The organism is Shewanella sp. SM68 (genome assembly GCF_025653925.1).
GTDB classification, from domain to species: Bacteria; Pseudomonadota; Gammaproteobacteria; order Enterobacterales; family Shewanellaceae; genus Shewanella; species Shewanella oncorhynchi.
The window spans coordinates 127,091-145,561 of record NZ_JAKKRU010000011.1; the positions used below are offsets into that span (position 1 = coordinate 127,091).

Genomic DNA, 18,471 nt, shown 5'->3' on the forward strand with positions numbered 1-18,471 from the left:
AAAAAAGCGCAATTAAATTGCGCTTTTTTATTGTGTGGAAGAAAGCAAATTATGCCTTGGTCACGACCCAGAGTGCGTGTAATAAACCAGGGAACCAGAACAGTAAACATAACACGATGTTTATTAGCAGATCTTTACCCGCTCCCGCCTTCAAAAATACAGCAACTGGGGGCAATAAAATCGCAATAATGACTAAAAGTAGTTTATTTGTATCCATAACAGAACATCCTCAAAACGGAGATTGTAGGCAAATCAACAAGATCTAACTTCGCAGGAAGACTCAGAATTTGCAAACCTTTTAGTTTGCAAGGCGTAAATAATCCCAGCCGCAGCCTAAATGAAGGCCCTTACCATTCCCTAAAATGAAAAAGGATATTCAACCCATTATCTGTCCAGAGTAGACTAAGATATCCACTAAACTCCAACCGAAAATCCCTAAAAGCATCTATAGTTAAAGAAAAATATGAAGTAAAAGAATGATATTTGATCCCCAAGCCTTATTACTCATCAAGTTTATTTGCCTGCTTACTAGCACGGCTGCCATCGCATGGGGACTCATTGCACAACCGTTAAAAATTGCCACTCAAGCCAGTATGCGCTTTTCTCTGGCGAACTTGTTCGTCCTCCTTGGCATCATACTCAACAGCCAACGCACCGAAGCCTCCAGTTACTTTTTTTGGTTCTGCTCGGATATGGCGATTTTATTTGGCTTCATTCTAGCGCGTTGGGGAACGAAGGCGCTTTTTAGACTCAAGCCCAGCGTAAAATCGGATCTTATTCTTTTAGCACTCACCGCTGGTGTGATGCTCTTGGTTCCACCTAATTTCAGCTCCGAACACATTTTGGCCATCGCATTCTCAGCCTGCGCCGCGCTCATTTTCGCCATGTTAACTCGAGATAACTATCTTGCCATCAAACGCGATACGGGAAATCGAGTTGCCATCGCTATGGTCATGCCCTTAGTCGCCATGGTGGGTATTTTTATCATTCGTATCTTCATCGCCCTGCTTTCTCCCGAAGAAAGTCCGATGTTTATCGCCATGCACACGCAAGAAGCCATACCTGTGCTTTGGTTCTATGTATTTCTGGCCCTATTGATCAATATCGTGATGATAGGTAATGCCATGACGCGGCTTGTCAGTAAAATCCGCATGTTAGCGGAGCGAGACCAACTCACAGGCCTGTGGAATCGCCGTGCTATGCATAAGTTTTTAAACAATATCCATCAACGCTGGCTGCGGGATAAAGTACCTTACAGTATGATTTTATTGGATCTTGATCATTTTAAAGACATCAACGATCAATACGGGCACGATGCGGGCGATCTCGCCCTGCTGACGGCGGCGAGACTGTTTGGATCAGTATTGCGAGAAAATGACGCCCTATGTCGTCACGGTGGAGAGGAGTTTCTGGTAATTTTACCCGCAACTGATGCCCCCGCGGCCAGAGTCGTCGCCGAGAAATTACATCAAGTACTTAAGGACAATTCATTTATCTGGCAAGGTGTTACGATAAAAATTCATGCCAGTTTAGGTTACGCCACGATTTATCAAGGATGCCAACCTGACAAACTACTCATTCAAGCAGACCAAGCTATGTACCGCGCAAAATCTGAGGGCCGAGACCGTATTTGCCAAGCTTGTTAGGCTTTTGCAACATAACGCTGCAAAGATTAATCTCCTTTCGCAGGCCAAGCCAAAGTATCGGGCTCACGCCATGAAACTAGCGCCTCAGTGACACCTTCAGCGTCAAAATGCTCACCTTGAGTCGGCAAATCCCGATAAGCGTAATCACGCCAACCTGTCACGTCATCACCATAGCGAAAATGCAGACAATATGCATGCAGATAACACCGATCCGCGGCCTCTCCGCCGTATAAATCATCCCCTAAAATGGGTACACCTAAGCTCGCCAAGGCGACTCTTAATTGATGGGTTTTACCTGAGTGAGGTTTAAGCAAATATAAACGCAATCCCTCGCCAACACTCAAGGAGAAAAACTGCGTAATCGCTGGATTCTCTTTAGTCCGCAGTAACTTAAACATGCTACGACGCGACTTTGCCATGTCACCAATCACCCAGCCTTGCTTCTTCTTCGGCTTGCCTTTCGCGAGGGCGAGGTAATATTTCTGCACTTTATGGGCGGTAAACAGCTCAGTAAATTGCTTGGCGGCGACCGCACTCTTAGCCAGAATCAACAGACCGGACGTGGGTGTATCGAGTCGATGAACAGCAAAAAGCTTAATCCCTAAATCTTGCTCAGCCTGCGCCACCACGCCTGCAGTCCCATCCTGACTGTGGAAATGCACTTTGGCTGATTTGGAAATAACAATAAAATCAGCCTCATCGGCTATGATTTGATACATGGAGTACTCGGCGTTGTAATGCGGACATCGACTTAAAACTGAATAGTGACGACTAAGCCAGGATGATTATCCGTGAGATTAATTTTGGCATTGTGCCGTGAGAGAATCGCTTTGACCATAGATAATCCTAAACCAGTGCCCTGTAAATGCCGGCTAGGGTCGAGGCGCACTAAACGTTCGAATACTCTTTCTTTACTCTCGTCTGGAATACCAGGGCCATTATCGCGGATCTGAATTTGTGGGCCTGACTGAATAATCTCAATCCGCGCACCTTGGCCAGAATACTTCATCGCATTATCGACAAGATTATATAAGGCTTGGAATAATAAGTATTTATCACCAAAAACCTTATGATCTGTCAGTAACGATAAACTCAAGGTTTGCTCGTTAGATTCAGCCACAGCATCGGCCATATCCAATAAGTCAGTACACAGTTGCGCTAGGCTTAACTCCTGCAAATCGAGTGTCTGCTGACCTTCTTCGATACGCGTGAGCGATAACATGGCATCAAACGTCGCTAAACAATGATCGAGTTCCTCGGTCAAAATGGCGCAACCTTCGCTAATCTCATTGCTCGGCTTACTCGCCAACTCTTCAATACCAATACGGATATGTGACAGTGGAGTACGTAAATCATGGGCGATATTATCGGTCGCACCACGCACTGCCATCAGGTTATTTTCGAGAATATCCAGCACATTATTAAACTGCAGCGCCAACATATCGAACTCATCCTGACGCCAACTCAAGGGTAAGCGGGTGTCATAATGACCGCGTTCAATCTGTTCACTCAAGCGGTTGTATTGCACTAATCGACGTAAAATCGCCTTAGAAAATAGATAGCCGAGCGCTAAAGTCAACACTACGGTAAGCATGACGGCCGTCGCGGCGGCACTGATAAACTTATCAATTAACGTCGCTAAGTTATCGGTACGGGTCGCAATCAATACTGGGCCGTAGCGGGTCATCACCAGACCGCCGGTAAGAATATGCAGCTTATCCGGGCCACCGGTTAAGATAGGAAAATCCCGCGTTTGCGGCAGCATGGGCATGCCTTCGGGCATAAAGCTCAAAGCACCGACCATATCGTAGCTATTACGCCAAGCGATCAGGGCAGTTTGTGGATCGGCGGCGCGGATTTGAGCGGCAAAACTACGGCGATCAACCGTTAGGGCAAGTTGCTGATAACGTTGGGTCTCTGACTCTAAATATTGAGTTACTTGATACTGCTGCTCAATAATCAACTGTCGATAAAGGGCAAATAGCAACGCCCCGATGATCACTATCACTAAGGTCGAAAAAACGATTGTGATGCGCCAGGCGCTGCTTTGGTAAGGCTTAATGCCTTTGTCGTAAGCGATAACCCGCTCCCCTCACGGTTTCGATAAGCTCGCCATGGCCTAACTCTTCAAATTTACGGCGTAATTTTGCGATATGCACATCGATGACGTTCGTGCGCGGGTCGAAGTGATAATCCCACACTGCTTCGAACAATAAGGTGCGGCTAATAACTTGATTAGCATGTTCCATCAGATACTTAAGTAACTGGAACTCTTTCGGCTGTAGCATCAACTCCTGCCCGTCTAAAGTGACATTACGGGTCAGTAACTCCATCTTCAAACCACCAACAACGAGATCAGTTGTCACAGGCACAGATTGCCCACGGTGCATCAGTTTTTCAGCGCGGACTAATAACTCGGAGAAAGCAAACGGCTTAGTCATATAGTCGTCGCCACCTGCCCGCAAGCCTTTTACTCGCTCATCGACGTGCGCTAAAGCGGATAAAATCAGCACTGGTGTTTGATTACCCGTTGCCCTTAAGGCGGCCAGCAATTTTAAGCCATCGAGCTGAGGTAACATGCGGTCGAGGATCACGAGATCGTACTGACTACTCGTGGCGAGTGACAAACCTTGATGGCCATCGCTCGCCGTTTCGATATTGTGGCCCTGCTCAAGAAATCCTTTGACGATGTAATCAATCGTCGTCGCATCATCTTCAACTAAAAGTATTTTCATCTGTATGTTGCGCTCCTCAATCTTAAGCACTCGTGTGAGCACTCGATTGACTTAGATATTTCAATCCCACTTGAGTAAAGGTAACGGTCGTAAATTTTCGACATCAAAGGCCAACTTAAACTTACCCGTATCGTCTAGCAGCTTAAGTTCTAAGTAACTGATACCTAAGTCGTGGTCTAACTTTGCTTCGGTTAAGAAGGCTTTATGATCTTTAGTGGCCTTAACGATTAGACCTGAAAAGGTTTGATCTTTTGCCGCGATCATACGCGTTGCCTCAACCTCACCCAGATCATCGGCGCTTACTTTACTCGCCTTTTGTTTCAGTAACTTACCATCACGGGCACGATATTCAAACCGCGTTATAGAGTTTGCTAAAGGATTAATCAACTCAAATTGATAGACTAATTCACCCTCTTGCTCTTCCATATGAAATTCGGCAATCACACCGGAGAACCCTTTTTCAATCTGCTGCATAACGCTCAACGGCGGTACATAGTCTCCACCCGCAAACATCGAATACATGCTCTGAGCCGCCGTTGCGACACCAGATACCAACATGAATCCTAGCAACCATAGTCTCATGGCCCCTCCATATAAATCAGCTAAGTTTGTATCTTATGAGACAATCAGTTAGAAGTCGATGGACCTATTGCGCCTGTATGCAATTCCAAGCTAATCCCTCACAATTTACCACTGGATATAGCATCACACTGTGTCAGCGTTAACTCTGGTTCGGCCATCAATTGATCTGAAATCCAACGTCAACAGAACCTAAATCGCTGATAAGCCAAACACTAAATCATTTTGTGGCTAATGTGTAAAGTCTACCTAATACCAGCTTAAACACCGATGGAAACAAGATTAAGCTTTGATCATCTGAGGATTTTTAAACATGACATTTTCAGTGATAACCCTCAATTTCGCCATTTAGAATCAAGAGGATTGAATTTTAGCGGGTATTTTAGTCTATCTGTGTCATTAAAAAGTGGAATTGGCAAATAAATCGCCCTCGACTAAAGTCAGATAACTTAGCGTCAGGTAACGGTATTTTTAAATCGGAGCGAAAATGAAACCAGTCATACGATGGATAAGCTTAAGCTTGTTACTAATAGCAGCATTAAGCGCTTATGCCTATGGCAGCACCACCAGTGCATTGGTGTTCATCATCTTAGGCATGCTATTGGAAGGGACATTTTGGATTGGATTACTCGGTAAGCGAAAAACGAAATAAACAGCCTCAGTTAATTTGCATCTAGTGCGTGATTCGTCCTAACTATCCCCAGTGTGAAATCGGCGCAGGCATAGCATGGGCATACCCCTGTTGATAATCGCATCCCAATAAGGTTGCCACATCAATGTGCGTCAAAGTCTCCACACCTTCACAAACAACCTGCATTCCTAATCGCTGTAAATACTCAACTAAGCTCGTCAACATACGCATTGAATGTGAAGAGCGACAAGCTTGCAGCAAAAGGGAACGGTCTAACTTGATGACATCATAGGGCAATACCATCATACGTAAGAAATTACATTCTTGGGTGCCAAAATCATCCAGTACGATGCTGGCTCCTCGTGCCCGTAACATTTCAATCAATTCATGCTGTTTATCGTCTAATAAAGTGTGTTCTAACACTTCAAACCAAATTTTGATGCACAGCACTTTTGCTTGAAGTAACAGCATTTGTAATAAATTTTGATAAGTCACACTATATGGCATGGGATTTAAATTAATGGACAGTATGCCAACGCCTTGATCGGCTAATCGAGGTAAGTCTTTGATAATCGACCTCAACATCCATATATCAATATGCAAAGAAGCATTTTTATCTAACAATAAAAAATCAATACCTGTATATGCATGACACTTGGCATCCCAACGGCGTGCAAGTGCTTCATATCCTATAACGGTTTTATCAACCCCGATAATAGGCTGATAAAAAGGCATAACCACATCAGACATAATGCAGCTTGCAATATCTTCACTCACTTTTTTACGCTTAACTGACAGCATAGATACCTACAGAATATTAATATATCTGACTCATTTTAACTAAATTGGCACTCGCTTCTATCAGATAAATCCTAAAAACAAAAAATCACTGCACTTTATTATAGGACTATTCCTATTAACGCATAAAAATCACCCATATAAAATACAGCTAAAATGTTGTTCCAATCTAACAGCAACATCAACCAAAAATGAAATCAAGGCAACTCAATACAAGGTAACTCAATAATAATGCGATTATATTTAGCGCTTTTTGGTATTATTTTTTATAGCTCTCAAGTTTATGCTGCGGCAGAAATAAGCATAGGCACCTTATTTGACTATATGCCTAGCAATAAAACCACTTATTTGAAAAAAATAATGAACATGGGCGATTCAACTGCATTTATTAAAATATCGATTAACGAAATAAAATATGATGAAAATGGCCTGCCCTATGAAGTACCTGAACAAGAGACAGAAAACCGCGCCTTGATAGCTAGCCCGTCTCGCTTAATTATTCCAGCCAAGGGAGTACAAGCAACGAGATTGTTATTCTTAGATAAAAAAGACACAGAACGTTACTTTAGAGTTCGCTTTGTACCAGTGCAGCCAAAAAACAATGATGGATTTGATGAGCAAAAAACTGAAAAAACGCATGAAGAACTCACTGCCGGAATACAAATACTAACAGGTTATGGGGCATTTTTATTTATCACCCCAGAAGAACCTAAATACTCGACTGAAATAACGGAAGACACAAATAACGCAGAAATAAAAAATAACGGGAATACAACTATTATTTTAGATTTTTTTGAATCATGTAACAAAAAAACCAAAGAGTGTTCCACAGCGACCAAATTGCACATCTTACCCGGTTCAAAAAAACAACTGGTAAAAAATAGTAACGAAAGCTATCACTTTCAATTGATTGAAGGTGATAAAACCAAAAGCATAGTTATTGGTAACTAATGCATCCCTAAAAGGAGACTGTAATGAAAATATGGAAGGCGGCCCCAATAACCTTATTAGTGGCCATGAACTCATTTGCGGCTGAAAAGATTGAACATCAAGTCACTGTGATTGCACAAATTCCGTCAGAGAACTTTTTTGTGCAACCAACAGGCAATGATAACTGGATCAACAGCCAGCAAAAGTTAGCATATAACGTCCATACAAAAAAGCTAGATCAATTAAATAAGCAACTAGAAGTGAAAAGTACCATTGGTGCTATTACGGGTTACTTATCAAACCCAGCCATTATCGCCAGTGGCAATGATAATATTGCACTAACAGTTAAAGTGGGCGGTATTGAACTGAAGACATCTGCGACAGAATTAGTCGATGTCGACAATGCTAAAACGGGTAAAACCCTTGCACTAGAGATCATTCCAACTGTCCCAGCAAGCGGCTATGTCGCAGGTAACTACCAAGGTATGGTCAATATGATTTTCGAATCTGAAACACCACCTAAAAAACCATAGAGATTTATTAAGTTAAATTTCAAAAAAGCTCCCGCAAAGGGAGCTTTATTAATTTTCAAGTTAACGACTCATGCTTTTCATTTTTTCGATATGAGGCAGCACACTTGTCATCTTTGATCCTGACGATTCTGATCGCAACGCTAATCTTTAGCTCTTGCTCTTTAGCTAATAATACGCCATCAGACTCACTCAAGCTGCTAAAGCAATATCAAGACTTGCCTGATGGATTTTATGAGCATTTTTTTAATGCCCCATTAACAGTAAGAATCACCATCGATAATAAATTGCTTGGCGAAGGTGAAATAGTGTTAGGACTCGATACCAGTGTGCAACTATTAAAACTCGTTGACGTGAGCGAAAGCGATCTTGACGAACGTCAGCAACAATTATGGATAGCGCAATTAAACCAAAAACATAAGTTGGGTTTGTGCTCAAAAGGCTGTCAGGGCGGCATATTAGCGATTGAATATAATTTGGAGAACTCTCAATTATCTATTTTAACGGCCAATATCGAAAAGCAGCCATCAAACTCACACTACTATGCCTTGCCTGAACAGGGAAGCTACGGCGCGCTATTTCGACAACAACTCAATTGGAGTCAATCCAATGAGAGCGATTACGCAGGCCGTTATAATTTGCAAGCCCAAGCAAGTTTAGGCCAGTGGACCACACTACTTGAAGGTGAAGTCACTCAAAATAATGAAGAGACACTCAACTCGACTATTCAACAGTTGTATACAGAACGTCAAAACGAAGGACACTTCTATCGACTCGGGTATTTCTCCCCTTATGCCCAAGGTTTAGTTCGTCAGCCCATCATTTATAGCGGCAGCTCACAAGCTGTGATGGGGGTGATGTTGGGTGACTCTAATCAGTTATTGGTCGATCAAGCCTATGCCAGTGCAACACCCATTTATGTCACTCCGAATCGTGCAGGTGTGGTAGAAATCTACCAAAATGGACAATTGATCAACTCACAACAGATTAACGCAGGCTTACAAGCCATTGATACTAAAGTATTACCATCTGGCATATATGAAGTTGAAATTCGGATTCTAGAAGATGGCCAAGTCACTGAACGTCGTCGAGAAATCATTAACAAACCCATTCAATGGCAAAACACTGAAGAACCCTTTCGGGTGAACTTGTTTGCTGGAGAAAAGTTACAAGACATAACGAATTGGGATGATGAAAGCAGACGCGGACTCAGCACGGGGGTACTCGCAAACTACTTATTAACACCGGCGATCATCCTTGGCGCCGCGGCTCAATTTATGGATAAAGGCTGGCACTACAGCGTTTCGGCCGATTGGGACTGGAACCAACAACTGCGCTTTTTTGGTAATTGGGTGATGAATGAACAACAGGGCAGCGATTTTGATTTGCAAGCAGTTTATAGCTACAGGCAAGGTAGTTTTGTACTCAGCCATCAGCAACAACTCAGCCAATCGCAAAGCAGTGATATTACGAACTCTAATCCCAAAAAGACGAGTGCATCTCTGCAACATAACCTAGGGAGAGGTCACTCTGTTTCGGCCTATTTGTCACATCAATCTGAGCAAGGTCAAGGCATTGACTTAGGTTGGCAGTACAACGGCAAACTCTGGGGACGCCAAATGAGCTGGAGTTTAAATGCGTTCGATCGTCCCGGCAGCATTAACACTTCAGGCCAGCGCGACCAAGGCGGAGCACTTTATTTCAGTATGAACTTAGGCGATCAAACGCGTCGAATGGGTGGTGGCTTAGGCAGCAGAACTTCACGTTCTGGCGGGCAAGAACAGCATGCCTATGTTGATTACCAACAGCAACTAGACTGGTGTGGCATTGAAACCATAGGGATGGGACTAAACACGGATAGCTATGGTGTTGGCGCAACCGCCAATAGCCGCTTTAGCAACAATATTGTTAGCGGGGATGCCTATGCACAGTCATCGTCCTATAACAGTGGCATCACAAGCGGCATAAACCTCGATAGCATGGTTGCACTAGGGCAACAGGGTGAACTCAGCATCTCAGGCCAAAGCCAAAACCACGATGCGGGCATGATAATCGATGTCATGGCTGATACCCCAGACATCCTTTTACAAGCAGAAGATGAGCACGGTGGCAGTGTCACCTTAAAGCCTGGGCGCAACTTAGTGCCAGTGACCGCCTATCGCAGTGGTAGCGTACAGCTCGCCATACAGGACTTTGATGACACACCTTCAGTTATCCAACCGAGCGTATTGCATTACCACCTCAATAAGGGCGGCGTCAGTTACCAACAAATCAGAGTCATGAAGACTGTCACTGTGATTGGCCGCTTAGTGAATCAACAGGGATTGCCGCTTAAAGGCGCGCTCATAGCCAACCATGCGGGGCGCAGCTTGAGTGAGGCCGATGGCTTTTTTGCCGTTGAAATGAGTGAACACCATCCGAGCTTGCAAGTGGAGTATCAAGGTATACAAGAGTGCAACCTTGAACTCGACTTACACCGAGTGAAACGTGAACAGAACCTATTGCTATTAGGCAATATCACTTGTAATACCCAAACATGGGCACAACAAACATTAACAGAGAACCTAGCCAAGTGAATTATCGTTACGCTTTATATGTTTTGATGGGATATCTACTACTCAGCCCATTAACAGAGGCCGCCACCATTCAGGTTACTGCTGAATATAAACCTGCACCCTATGATATTAATGGTAGTAAGTTTATTAATACCACCCCTTGCTCAGTATCAACAAACAGCTCAGGTCCTGAATTTTGGTGTAATGGCACAGCATCTTTAGACAAAGAACAAGCAATAAAAGTAGAGACTAAAATATTAGAAAAATTAATAAAGAATGATCAAAAACTCGAACATGCTATTACCTATCAGAAGTTTTCTGGTGAAAAAACAGTAGAGCTAATAAAAAAAGGGAGCAGCACAACACATAAAATGAAGTTCAAACTAACACAAATTGGGGCATCTCAAACTCCGAATGCAGTTAAAGAAGCTGGAAATACAGGATCATATTGGTTGAATAGCGTTCAAGGCGATTGCAATCTTAGATTGGAAATATGGGCAAGCATTGGTATTTTAGATTATTTTTATGATATAAAAAATGCTAACCAACAGTCTGGAGGCATTTGTTACAACAATAAATTTAACCCGGAATTCACATCATCAAAGAATGTCACCCTTCAAAAGATTTATATTGGTTATAAACTGCAACCTCCCGATCCTTTAAAAATGGAAAATGGCACTTATAAGGGCAGCTTAACCTTGAGCCTTGGACGCAATAAAGATCTCGACTTTGGTGATGCAACCTATTCAGACTCAAACGTAACCATAGAATTTACCTTAAGGGTCACGCATCAACTTAAGGTTGAGTTCCCTGCTGGTAGCAATAAAGTGATCTTGCAACCACCCAAAGGTTGGGCACCATGGATTAACAGCGGTAAAACACCCACCAACTTGAAAGCTGAATTGCCGTTTAAGCTTTGGTTTAGCGCACCATTTGATGTTTCATTGAGTTATTGCCAATATCAAAACAATGGCCAGTGCCAACTTAAAAACATTAAAAACAGTCACAAAACAAATATAGAAATCAGTTATATAAATGGTATAGGAAAATCAGTGCCGCTATCGACATCAAAGTACCATTTTACAAATACAGATGGGGAATATATCAATGTTGCAAGAAAGCTATTGTTTGAAATTAACAAAACCAACTTAACTGAAATGATGAAATATCCAGGAAGCACTTACCAAGGGGATGTAACTATTATGTTCGAGGCTGAAATCCCTCCATTTTAACATTAAAATAATCCCTGTTGCTGTGCATAATGAAACAATTCACTGTCACTTTTTAAACCGAGTTTTTGCATCGCATTGGTTTTTTGGGTACTTATGGTTTTTACACTGCGGTGTAAATAGCTGGCAACTTGAGTCACTGACATGCCGTTTGCCAGTAAACGTACCACTTCTATTTCTTTCAGTGAAAGTTCAACTGGGATGGTATATTGATTAATACCTTGTTCATTTAATAATTCACGGACAGTTTCGCCAATGTAAACAGAACCTAATAATACTTTTTTAACTGTTTTCTCTAATTCGGCAATGACTGATTTTTTTAATAATAAGCCTTGTATTCCAATCTGTAACAGCGCTTGTAATACACCTAAATTATGTACTTGGGTCAATACTATTATGGGTAAATTTGGATATTTTCGTCTTAGCTGTTTAATCATGGCCATACCATCGACATTGTCATCATTAGGCATACTAAAGTCTGTGATCAATAAGTCACATTCATGTTGTTCTAATGTACGCCATAATTCGGAAACATTATTTGCTTCAGCAACAATGTCACAACTTGGCTGCATTTCAGCCATCAAACTACGCACGCCAGTGAGTATAATAGGGTGATCGTCGGCAAGGATGATCTTAAAAGCCATATATAACTCCTCGTGATAATGTGAACTTATGGATGCCTTATCTATACTACTTGGCATCGGTGTTTTTTTCGAGACTTAATACACTTTGGTCATAGAGATGAGTGCGACTCAAAAATTGCGTTACCAACTTCTTTGCATCTTCAGTTGCTTATCCCTGCTATGCATGACTTTTATCACTCATGCCGAACAGCCCAAAACCACAACAATTAGAGTAGGCGTACTCGCCAATGGCTGGGGACCTTTTCAACAAATTAATGACCAGATAACAACGGGATTTAGTGTCGAACTCATACAACTGCTCGCCAAAAATCTTAATTACCAAATTGACTGGAAGGTTTATCCCAATTGGATGAGCCTCTATTCTGCTGGCTGTAATGGGGAAGTCGATGTCTTGCTTGACGCTTTTCGTACTGTTGAACGTACTCAATGCCTTATGTTTAGCCGCTCATACTACACCTCCCCCACTGTTGTCGTTATTCGTTACGACAGCCGATTTTTTCGCGATGTGAGTGAATTTGGCCAAGCTCGGATTGCCGTTGAAAAAGGATTCTCGACGGAGAAATTAGTCAAATTGCATTATCCAACCGTAACAGAAGTAACATTTTCTAATACAGAACAAGCACTTTCCTCCGTCATTGATAAAACGACCGATGCCTATATCGGTAATCTTCATGTTGCTAACCAATACATTAGCGCACACCCTGAACTTCTTATCGTTGCCCAAGCCCCCCTGATGATGGAAAACTTACATTTAGGGATCACGAAGAACAATAGCCTGCTTGTAACACAACTCGATAACGCCTTAATGGCTCTGAGTGTAGAAGAGCGCAATGCTCTCGAAGTGACTTGGCTAGGTATGGGCGATCTTCATTTTTTAGGCCACAGTAATTTTCTACTTAGACCCAATGAACGCGAATGGCTGGCAGGTTTACCTTCACTCAGAGTCGGATTTGTAAGTCATTGGATGCCATTCTCTTCGGTTAACAATAAAGGCATCTTGGTTGGTTTACTTGCTGATTATCTTGAACAGTTCAGAGAAAAACTAGGGCTTGATTATGCGGCACAAAAAACCAGAACGTGGGATGAAATCCAAAGCGCACTCGTTAATCATGAGATTGATCTCGCCATTATTCCAACACGATTGAAAGCACAATATCCAGACTGGCACATGAGCGAAGTGTTTACGTCTTTCCCTATTGTTATAGCCACTGCCCGCAACAGTCCGCGAATCGCGGGGCTGTCAGAACTGAACTTTCAACGCGTGGTCATCACAGATAATCTACTGCTGCCAAGCATTAAAAAAGCCTATCCGAATATCGATGTTGTAGTTTCAGCCAATCCTGACGAAGGTCTGACCTTAGTCGCAAAGGGCAAAGCAGCGGCTTACATAGGTAATTTGGCCGTTGTGACTATGCTCATCGACGACAAATTTGACGATGAATTACGAGTAGCAGCACCAACGCCTTATAAAGATGAACTCGCTGTTGCCGTTCGTGAACCTTATTGGCCACTTATCCCATTAATTAACCGTGTTTTCTCCAGTATGAGTGAGAAAGAAAAACAGCAGATCCGCAATACTTGGCTAGCCGTAAATTACAGCGAAGGCATCTCTTGGCACACCTTACTCAAAACACTACTGCCGATTGCGATAGGTTTACTGCTTTTCATTGGCGGCTTAACCATAGCCTATTTAAAACTCAGGCAAGAAATCAATAAACGGCGCATCGTCGAAAATGCTCTAGCCATCGCAAAAGAAAACGCCGAGCAAGCCACTAAAAGAAAAGCTGAATTTCTCGCAGCCATGAGCCATGAGATCCGCACGCCCATGAATGGACTCGTGGGTATGGCAGAGCAACTCAGCTTTACCCCTCTTGGCATAGAACAAAAACAAATGGTGCAAATCATTAGTAATGGCGCGGAAGAAATCCTCCAAATCATTAATAATATTCTCGATTTTTCTAAAATAGACATGGGAAAAATGCGTCTAGAATCGACACCAATACTATTGCGTGAAGTTCTCGATAGTACGCTTAATATGGTCATGAATGATTTACGCACTAAAGGCTTAAGCCTCTACTTACACGTTGACCAAGGCGTAGCAGCACGGGTAACAGGAGACAGTCTTCGCATAAAGCAAATCCTATTCAACTGGGTAAATAACGCCATTAAATTCACTGAACGCGGGTTTATTGAAGTCTCAGTCAAGCTTGAAGCCGAACAAGAAGGTCAACAATTACTGCTCATTGGCGTACAAGATACGGGTATCGGCATGAACACTGAGACTCAAGCGCGAATATTCAATATTTTTGAGCAAGCTGACGTCTCGACAACACGTAGCTATGGTGGTGCAGGTTTGGGCCTTGCCATTAGCCATACACTCGCCGAAATGATGGGCGGCGACATCATCCTGAATAGCGCCCCTCATTTAGGCACATTTATTGGTTTACGCATTCGCTTACCTGTGGTGGCTCAGAATGAATTTGATGAGCAATTACAGGGATTAAAAGCATATATCGCCATCGGCGATATAAAACTACGTCACACTTTATCTTGGCATTTAGCTTCATTAGGCATTGTATTAACAGAGAATAAAGCCAATGCAGACCTGTTGTTTACTGATAATGCTTCGGATGATCGGCAACACATACTCTGCACTCACTTTAATGAAGCACTGGGTTATAGATATCAAAATGAGCAATGTTTATTGAATGCAAATCCCTTAACATCGCAAGCTGTGAAGGATGTTTGTTACATCAACATGGGGTGGATTGATACTATCGTCTCAACCCCGCAAAGGGATATTCAATTTAAGTTTAACTGGCCAGAATGCAAAATATTATTAGTTGAAGATCATCAACTTAATCAGATATTGGTGCAGCGACAGCTGAAACAGTTACGCCTAACATGTGATATTGCAGATAACGGTGCCCAAGCGCTCGCCCTCATGCAAAAGACTCAATATGACTTAGTGTTATGCGATTGCCGCATGCCAGTGATGGATGGCTACACTTTTTGCCAACAAGTGAGATCGCAGGAAATCGAGGGGCAACATATTCCCATCATCGCACTCACGGCCAACGTGCTAAATGAGCAAAAACAAAAGTGCATGGCAGTTGGGATGGATGACTTACTGGCAAAACCACTGCACTTAGATGAGTTGTATGAAATGCTTTTGAAATGGCTACCCTCTGCAAAACCAGCACTTATCGATATAAAAATTTTAGAGGATGCCTTTGGTCGGGAAGAGACATTAAGCAAAATGCTATTAATGTTTAAAACTGAGCTCGAAATCTCACTTCAGGATATTCAACTTAAAGCACCTCAACTTGCGGATAAGATCCATAGATGTGCGGGAACTATCAGTATGTTAGGGCTCACATCAATAGCAGAGCACGCTTGGATACTCGAAGAAAAAATGAGGCAACAGGGAAATAATAATGCTGAAGCGGAATTAGCTCAATTTCAAACAACAATAGCCCAATTGATAAGTGAGCTAGACACGATAATGCGAAATCGCACCTAATATGGTGGCAGGTTTACTCAAAGTTATCATGGTGGACTAAGGGCTAAGCTATTCCAAAATATGAATTTGTTCGGATTTGAGTGCCACCGTAGTTTGCATCCCCTTAGTAAGAGCAAGCTTTTGGGCAAAATGCAGCGAGACTTCAGTGTTAAGTTGTAATGAGGTGCCAGTGACGTAGCAGATGAGCCGAACGGATTCGCCCATCACCAACATAGCGTCGATCGTGACATCTAATTTATTAAAACTGCGGCATAAACGCCCTTTGGATATCGAATTAAAACGAATACCTTGATTGGGGATAACCCAACGGACTCGACTTCCCACAGGGCGATCTTTGCCATAGTCGCAGGCAATAAGCTGCTCGCCAAATTTAAGCCAAGTGAGATTTTTAGTGCAGTCTTGAAATACCACTTCACCATCAAAAATATTTCTTAGCCCCATCTGCCTAGCCACAGCTTCATTTCGTGGTCGCGACAATACCTCGAAAGGTGCACCTTGCTGTAGCATCTTGCCTTGGCTGATCAAAATCATCGAATCAGCCAGCAGTAAGGCTTCATTTAAGTCGTGGGTGACCATAATCACTGGGCAGAGTAACAGCTCTTTGAGGCGCGCAAGCTCAAGGTATAATCGCTCACGGGTTTCCCTGTCCACCGCAGAAAAAGGCTCATCCAGCAACAAAACCGACGGTTCACGGGCAAGCGCTCTGGCAAGCGCAACGCGCTGGCGCTGGCCGCCCGATAAATGCGCCGGTAATCTATCGGGTAATCCCTGTAGATTGACCCGTTCGAGCCAATCTTTCGCGCGCGGTATGCGCTCCGATTTGGGGATATGGTCAAGTCCAGCGACTACGTTTTCTAAGGCAGTGAGATTCGGAAATAAGCCAAAATGCTGCGGCATATAACCGATATGGCGTTGCTGCGGGCTTAAGGCGATACGCGCTTTATCATCAAACCAAGGCCGATCGCCAAAGTGGATTTGTCCCGTATCGGGATGATTTAACCCAGCGATCATCCGTAGCAGCGTGGTTTTTCCACCGCCAGACGGCCCTACCACAGCAAGTACTTCACCCGCTTTACAGCGAAAATCGGCGTTGAGTTTAATGTGTTTATGATTTTGGATCTGACACTGCAGATCAGCGATGATTTGCGCCACGCTGACCTCCTAAACGCCGCGATAGACTGGTTGTTAGTGCTAACGCCGTCACGGCAAACAGCAATAAGACTAATGACATAGTGCCAGCGGCATTAAAATCGAATGATTGCACACTGTCATAAATTGCAATCGAAATCGTCTTAGTCTCGCCAGCAATATTACCTCCCATCATCAGCACAACGCCAAACTCCCCAAGCACATGGGAGAAGCACAGAACTAATGCCGTTAGCACACCCGGCCACACCATAGGCAATTCAATTTTAAGTAGAATTTTAAGTCGACTCATACCGCAACAAGCCGCTGCGTCGCGAACATCATTAGGTACAGTTTCAAAGGCGCGTTGTATCGGCTGCACAGCGAAGGGAATATTGACTAAAACGGAGGCGATAACCAGACCAGAAAAGTGAAACACGAGTTGCTGACCCATGACTTGCTCAATCCATTGTCCGAGCCAACTTTGACTGCCAAGCCCCACCAGCAAGTAATAACCAATCACAGTTGGCGGTAATACTAAGGGCACCATGATCAGCGCCTCGACCCAAGATTTGCCGACAAATTGACGATAGGCTAATGCCCGTCCAGCCAATATAGCTAGAGGAATCAACACTAAAACTGTGATGCCACTCAGCTTGACCGATAACCAAAGTGCCTGCCAATCCATCATGGTTGCTCTGGCAATGAAAAACCATAATCGGCCAAAACACGACGAGCACTATCGGCTCTTAAATAATCGTAAAAATGCTGAGCAGTTTCACCCGCCTTGGCCATTAATGCCATACGCTGAAACAGTGGACTATGCATTTTTGCTGGCACTATGGCGTAATCGCTATGTTTGGCAAAAGTAGGAGACATAGCTAAAGAGAGCGCAATAATCCCGCCCTGGGTTGAACCACTAATCGCAAACTGCCCTGCTTGGGACACATTTTCCCCAAGGATCAATTTAGGTTGAATCGCATCCCACAACTGCACAAACTGCAATGCTTCTTTGGCCTTTTCGCCATAGGGAGCGTGATCAGGATTAGCAATAGCAAAACGGGTAATTTTTCCTGCAGCGAGTGCTTCGGCTAACCCCTTAAGTTCAGGATCAACGGACAAACAACCAGTTTTAGGTACAACAATAGCGAGTTGCCCTTGGGCATAAAGCACACCAGCATCGCGGGCAACGCCAGCACTATGCAATTGTTGAATATATTTTTCATCCGCAGATAAAAATAATTCATAGGGCGCACCGTTTTGGATTTGAGTAGCAAAATTGCCCGATGACCCATAGGATATTTTTACTTTTAGCCCAGTTTCATTGGTAAATTTTTGGCTAATATCATCGAGGGCAAAACGTAAATCTGAGGCAGCGGCAATTGCGGGAATCGCTGTATTATCCGCCGCTCGACTGAACGATGGCGCGACCGCCAAGCACCAGAGTAATGCAAAAACACAGGTATGGAAGAAACGGGTCAAACTCTGCATTGGGTCACCTTAGTGCAATATTCGCGCGGGTCTTAAACTGGCAAGCTGCGTTGCG

17 protein-coding genes are annotated in these 18,471 nt (G+C 43.4%); 7 read left to right on the forward strand and 10 right to left on the reverse strand.

Annotation, left to right across the window (positions count from 1 at the left end; all coding sequences use genetic code 11):
• Positions 1-49 precede the first annotated feature (49 nt).
• On the reverse strand, positions 50-217 hold the full coding sequence (locus L5M40_RS17405; protein WP_006079767.1) for a YqaE/Pmp3 family membrane protein: 168 nt from the start codon (positions 215-217) through the stop codon (positions 50-52).
• 259 nt (positions 218-476) lie between these two features.
• On the opposite strand from L5M40_RS17405, the gene L5M40_RS17410 reads away from it, so the two are divergent.
• Complete coding sequence (locus tag L5M40_RS17410) at positions 477-1,646, forward strand: GGDEF domain-containing protein (RefSeq protein ID WP_263176992.1); 1,170 nt, start codon at positions 477-479, stop codon at positions 1,644-1,646.
• 26 nt (positions 1,647-1,672) lie between these two features.
• On the opposite strand, the gene L5M40_RS17415 is transcribed toward L5M40_RS17410, so the two are convergent.
• From L5M40_RS17415 to L5M40_RS17430, 4 genes are read right to left on the reverse strand one after another with little or no spacing between them, the layout of a single operon-like run.
• The gene (locus tag L5M40_RS17415) at positions 1,673-2,365 is read right to left on the reverse strand and encodes a TIGR01621 family pseudouridine synthase (protein WP_105251098.1); all 693 of its coding nucleotides are present in this window, start codon (positions 2,363-2,365) and stop codon (positions 1,673-1,675) included.
• A 32-nt stretch (positions 2,366-2,397) separates the two neighbouring features.
• Positions 2,398-3,654 (reverse strand): sensor histidine kinase, encoded by a 1,257-nt coding sequence (locus L5M40_RS17420; RefSeq protein WP_105251097.1) that lies wholly within the window; start codon positions 3,652-3,654, stop codon positions 2,398-2,400.
• Positions 3,655-3,703: 49 nt separating this feature from the next.
• Positions 3,704-4,381: a response regulator transcription factor gene (locus L5M40_RS17425; protein WP_006079763.1), complete on the reverse strand. Its 678-nt coding sequence runs from the start codon at positions 4,379-4,381 to the stop codon at positions 3,704-3,706.
• Between the two features lie 60 nt (positions 4,382-4,441).
• Entirely contained in the window at positions 4,442-4,963 is a 522-nt protein-coding gene (locus L5M40_RS17430) for a hypothetical protein (protein WP_113941345.1), read from the reverse strand.
• A 484-nt stretch (positions 4,964-5,447) separates the two neighbouring features.
• Between L5M40_RS17430 and L5M40_RS17435 the strand changes: the two genes are divergently transcribed.
• A complete protein-coding gene (locus L5M40_RS17435) occupies positions 5,448-5,612 on the forward strand; it encodes a hypothetical protein (protein WP_263176993.1) in 165 nt (54 codons plus the stop codon).
• 42 nt (positions 5,613-5,654) lie between these two features.
• On the opposite strand, the gene L5M40_RS17440 is transcribed toward L5M40_RS17435, so the two are convergent.
• Entirely contained in the window at positions 5,655-6,392 is a 738-nt protein-coding gene (locus L5M40_RS17440) for an EAL domain-containing protein (RefSeq protein WP_263256965.1), read from the reverse strand.
• A gap of 228 nt (positions 6,393-6,620) precedes the next feature.
• Between L5M40_RS17440 and L5M40_RS17445 the strand changes: the two genes are divergently transcribed.
• From L5M40_RS17445 to L5M40_RS17460, 4 genes are all read left to right on the forward strand, one after another.
• Complete coding sequence (locus L5M40_RS17445; RefSeq protein WP_211085937.1) at positions 6,621-7,340, forward strand: hypothetical protein; 720 nt, start codon at positions 6,621-6,623, stop codon at positions 7,338-7,340.
• 23 nt (positions 7,341-7,363) lie between these two features.
• A complete protein-coding gene (locus tag L5M40_RS17450) occupies positions 7,364-7,852 on the forward strand; it encodes a CS1 type fimbrial major subunit (protein ID WP_198572499.1) in 489 nt (162 codons plus the stop codon).
• Positions 7,853-7,956: 104 nt separating this feature from the next.
• Positions 7,957-10,425: a fimbrial biogenesis outer membrane usher protein gene (locus tag L5M40_RS17455; protein ID WP_263174614.1), complete on the forward strand. Its 2,469-nt coding sequence runs from the start codon at positions 7,957-7,959 to the stop codon at positions 10,423-10,425.
• Positions 10,422-11,636: a hypothetical protein gene (locus tag L5M40_RS17460; protein ID WP_263176995.1), complete on the forward strand. Its 1,215-nt coding sequence runs from the start codon at positions 10,422-10,424 to the stop codon at positions 11,634-11,636. Before L5M40_RS17455 ends, L5M40_RS17460 begins: the two co-directional genes overlap by 4 nt.
• A 2-nt stretch (positions 11,637-11,638) precedes the next feature.
• On the opposite strand, the gene L5M40_RS17465 is transcribed toward L5M40_RS17460, so the two are convergent.
• On the reverse strand, positions 11,639-12,277 hold the full coding sequence (locus L5M40_RS17465) for a response regulator transcription factor (RefSeq protein ID WP_168826430.1): 639 nt from the start codon (positions 12,275-12,277) through the stop codon (positions 11,639-11,641).
• A gap of 97 nt (positions 12,278-12,374) precedes the next feature.
• On the opposite strand from L5M40_RS17465, the gene L5M40_RS17470 reads away from it, so the two are divergent.
• Positions 12,375-15,800: a response regulator gene (locus tag L5M40_RS17470; RefSeq protein ID WP_263214191.1), complete on the forward strand. Its 3,426-nt coding sequence runs from the start codon at positions 12,375-12,377 to the stop codon at positions 15,798-15,800.
• Positions 15,801-15,848: 48 nt separating this feature from the next.
• Here the strand turns inward: L5M40_RS17470 and L5M40_RS17475 are convergent, their stop codons facing one another.
• From L5M40_RS17475 to modA, 3 genes are read right to left on the reverse strand one after another with little or no spacing between them, the layout of a single operon-like run.
• Positions 15,849-16,952 (reverse strand): ABC transporter ATP-binding protein, encoded by a 1,104-nt coding sequence (locus L5M40_RS17475; RefSeq protein WP_113941347.1) that lies wholly within the window; start codon positions 16,950-16,952, stop codon positions 15,849-15,851.
• Complete coding sequence (modB, locus tag L5M40_RS17480) at positions 16,933-17,613, reverse strand: molybdate ABC transporter permease subunit (RefSeq protein ID WP_105251087.1); 681 nt, start codon at positions 17,611-17,613, stop codon at positions 16,933-16,935. The genes L5M40_RS17475 and modB overlap by 20 nt, the downstream gene beginning before the upstream one ends.
• The gene (gene modA / locus L5M40_RS17485; protein WP_263176997.1) at positions 17,613-18,416 is read right to left on the reverse strand and encodes a molybdate ABC transporter substrate-binding protein; all 804 of its coding nucleotides are present in this window, start codon (positions 18,414-18,416) and stop codon (positions 17,613-17,615) included. The genes modB and modA overlap by 1 nt, the downstream gene beginning before the upstream one ends.
• Positions 18,417-18,471: the final 55 nt, after the last annotated feature.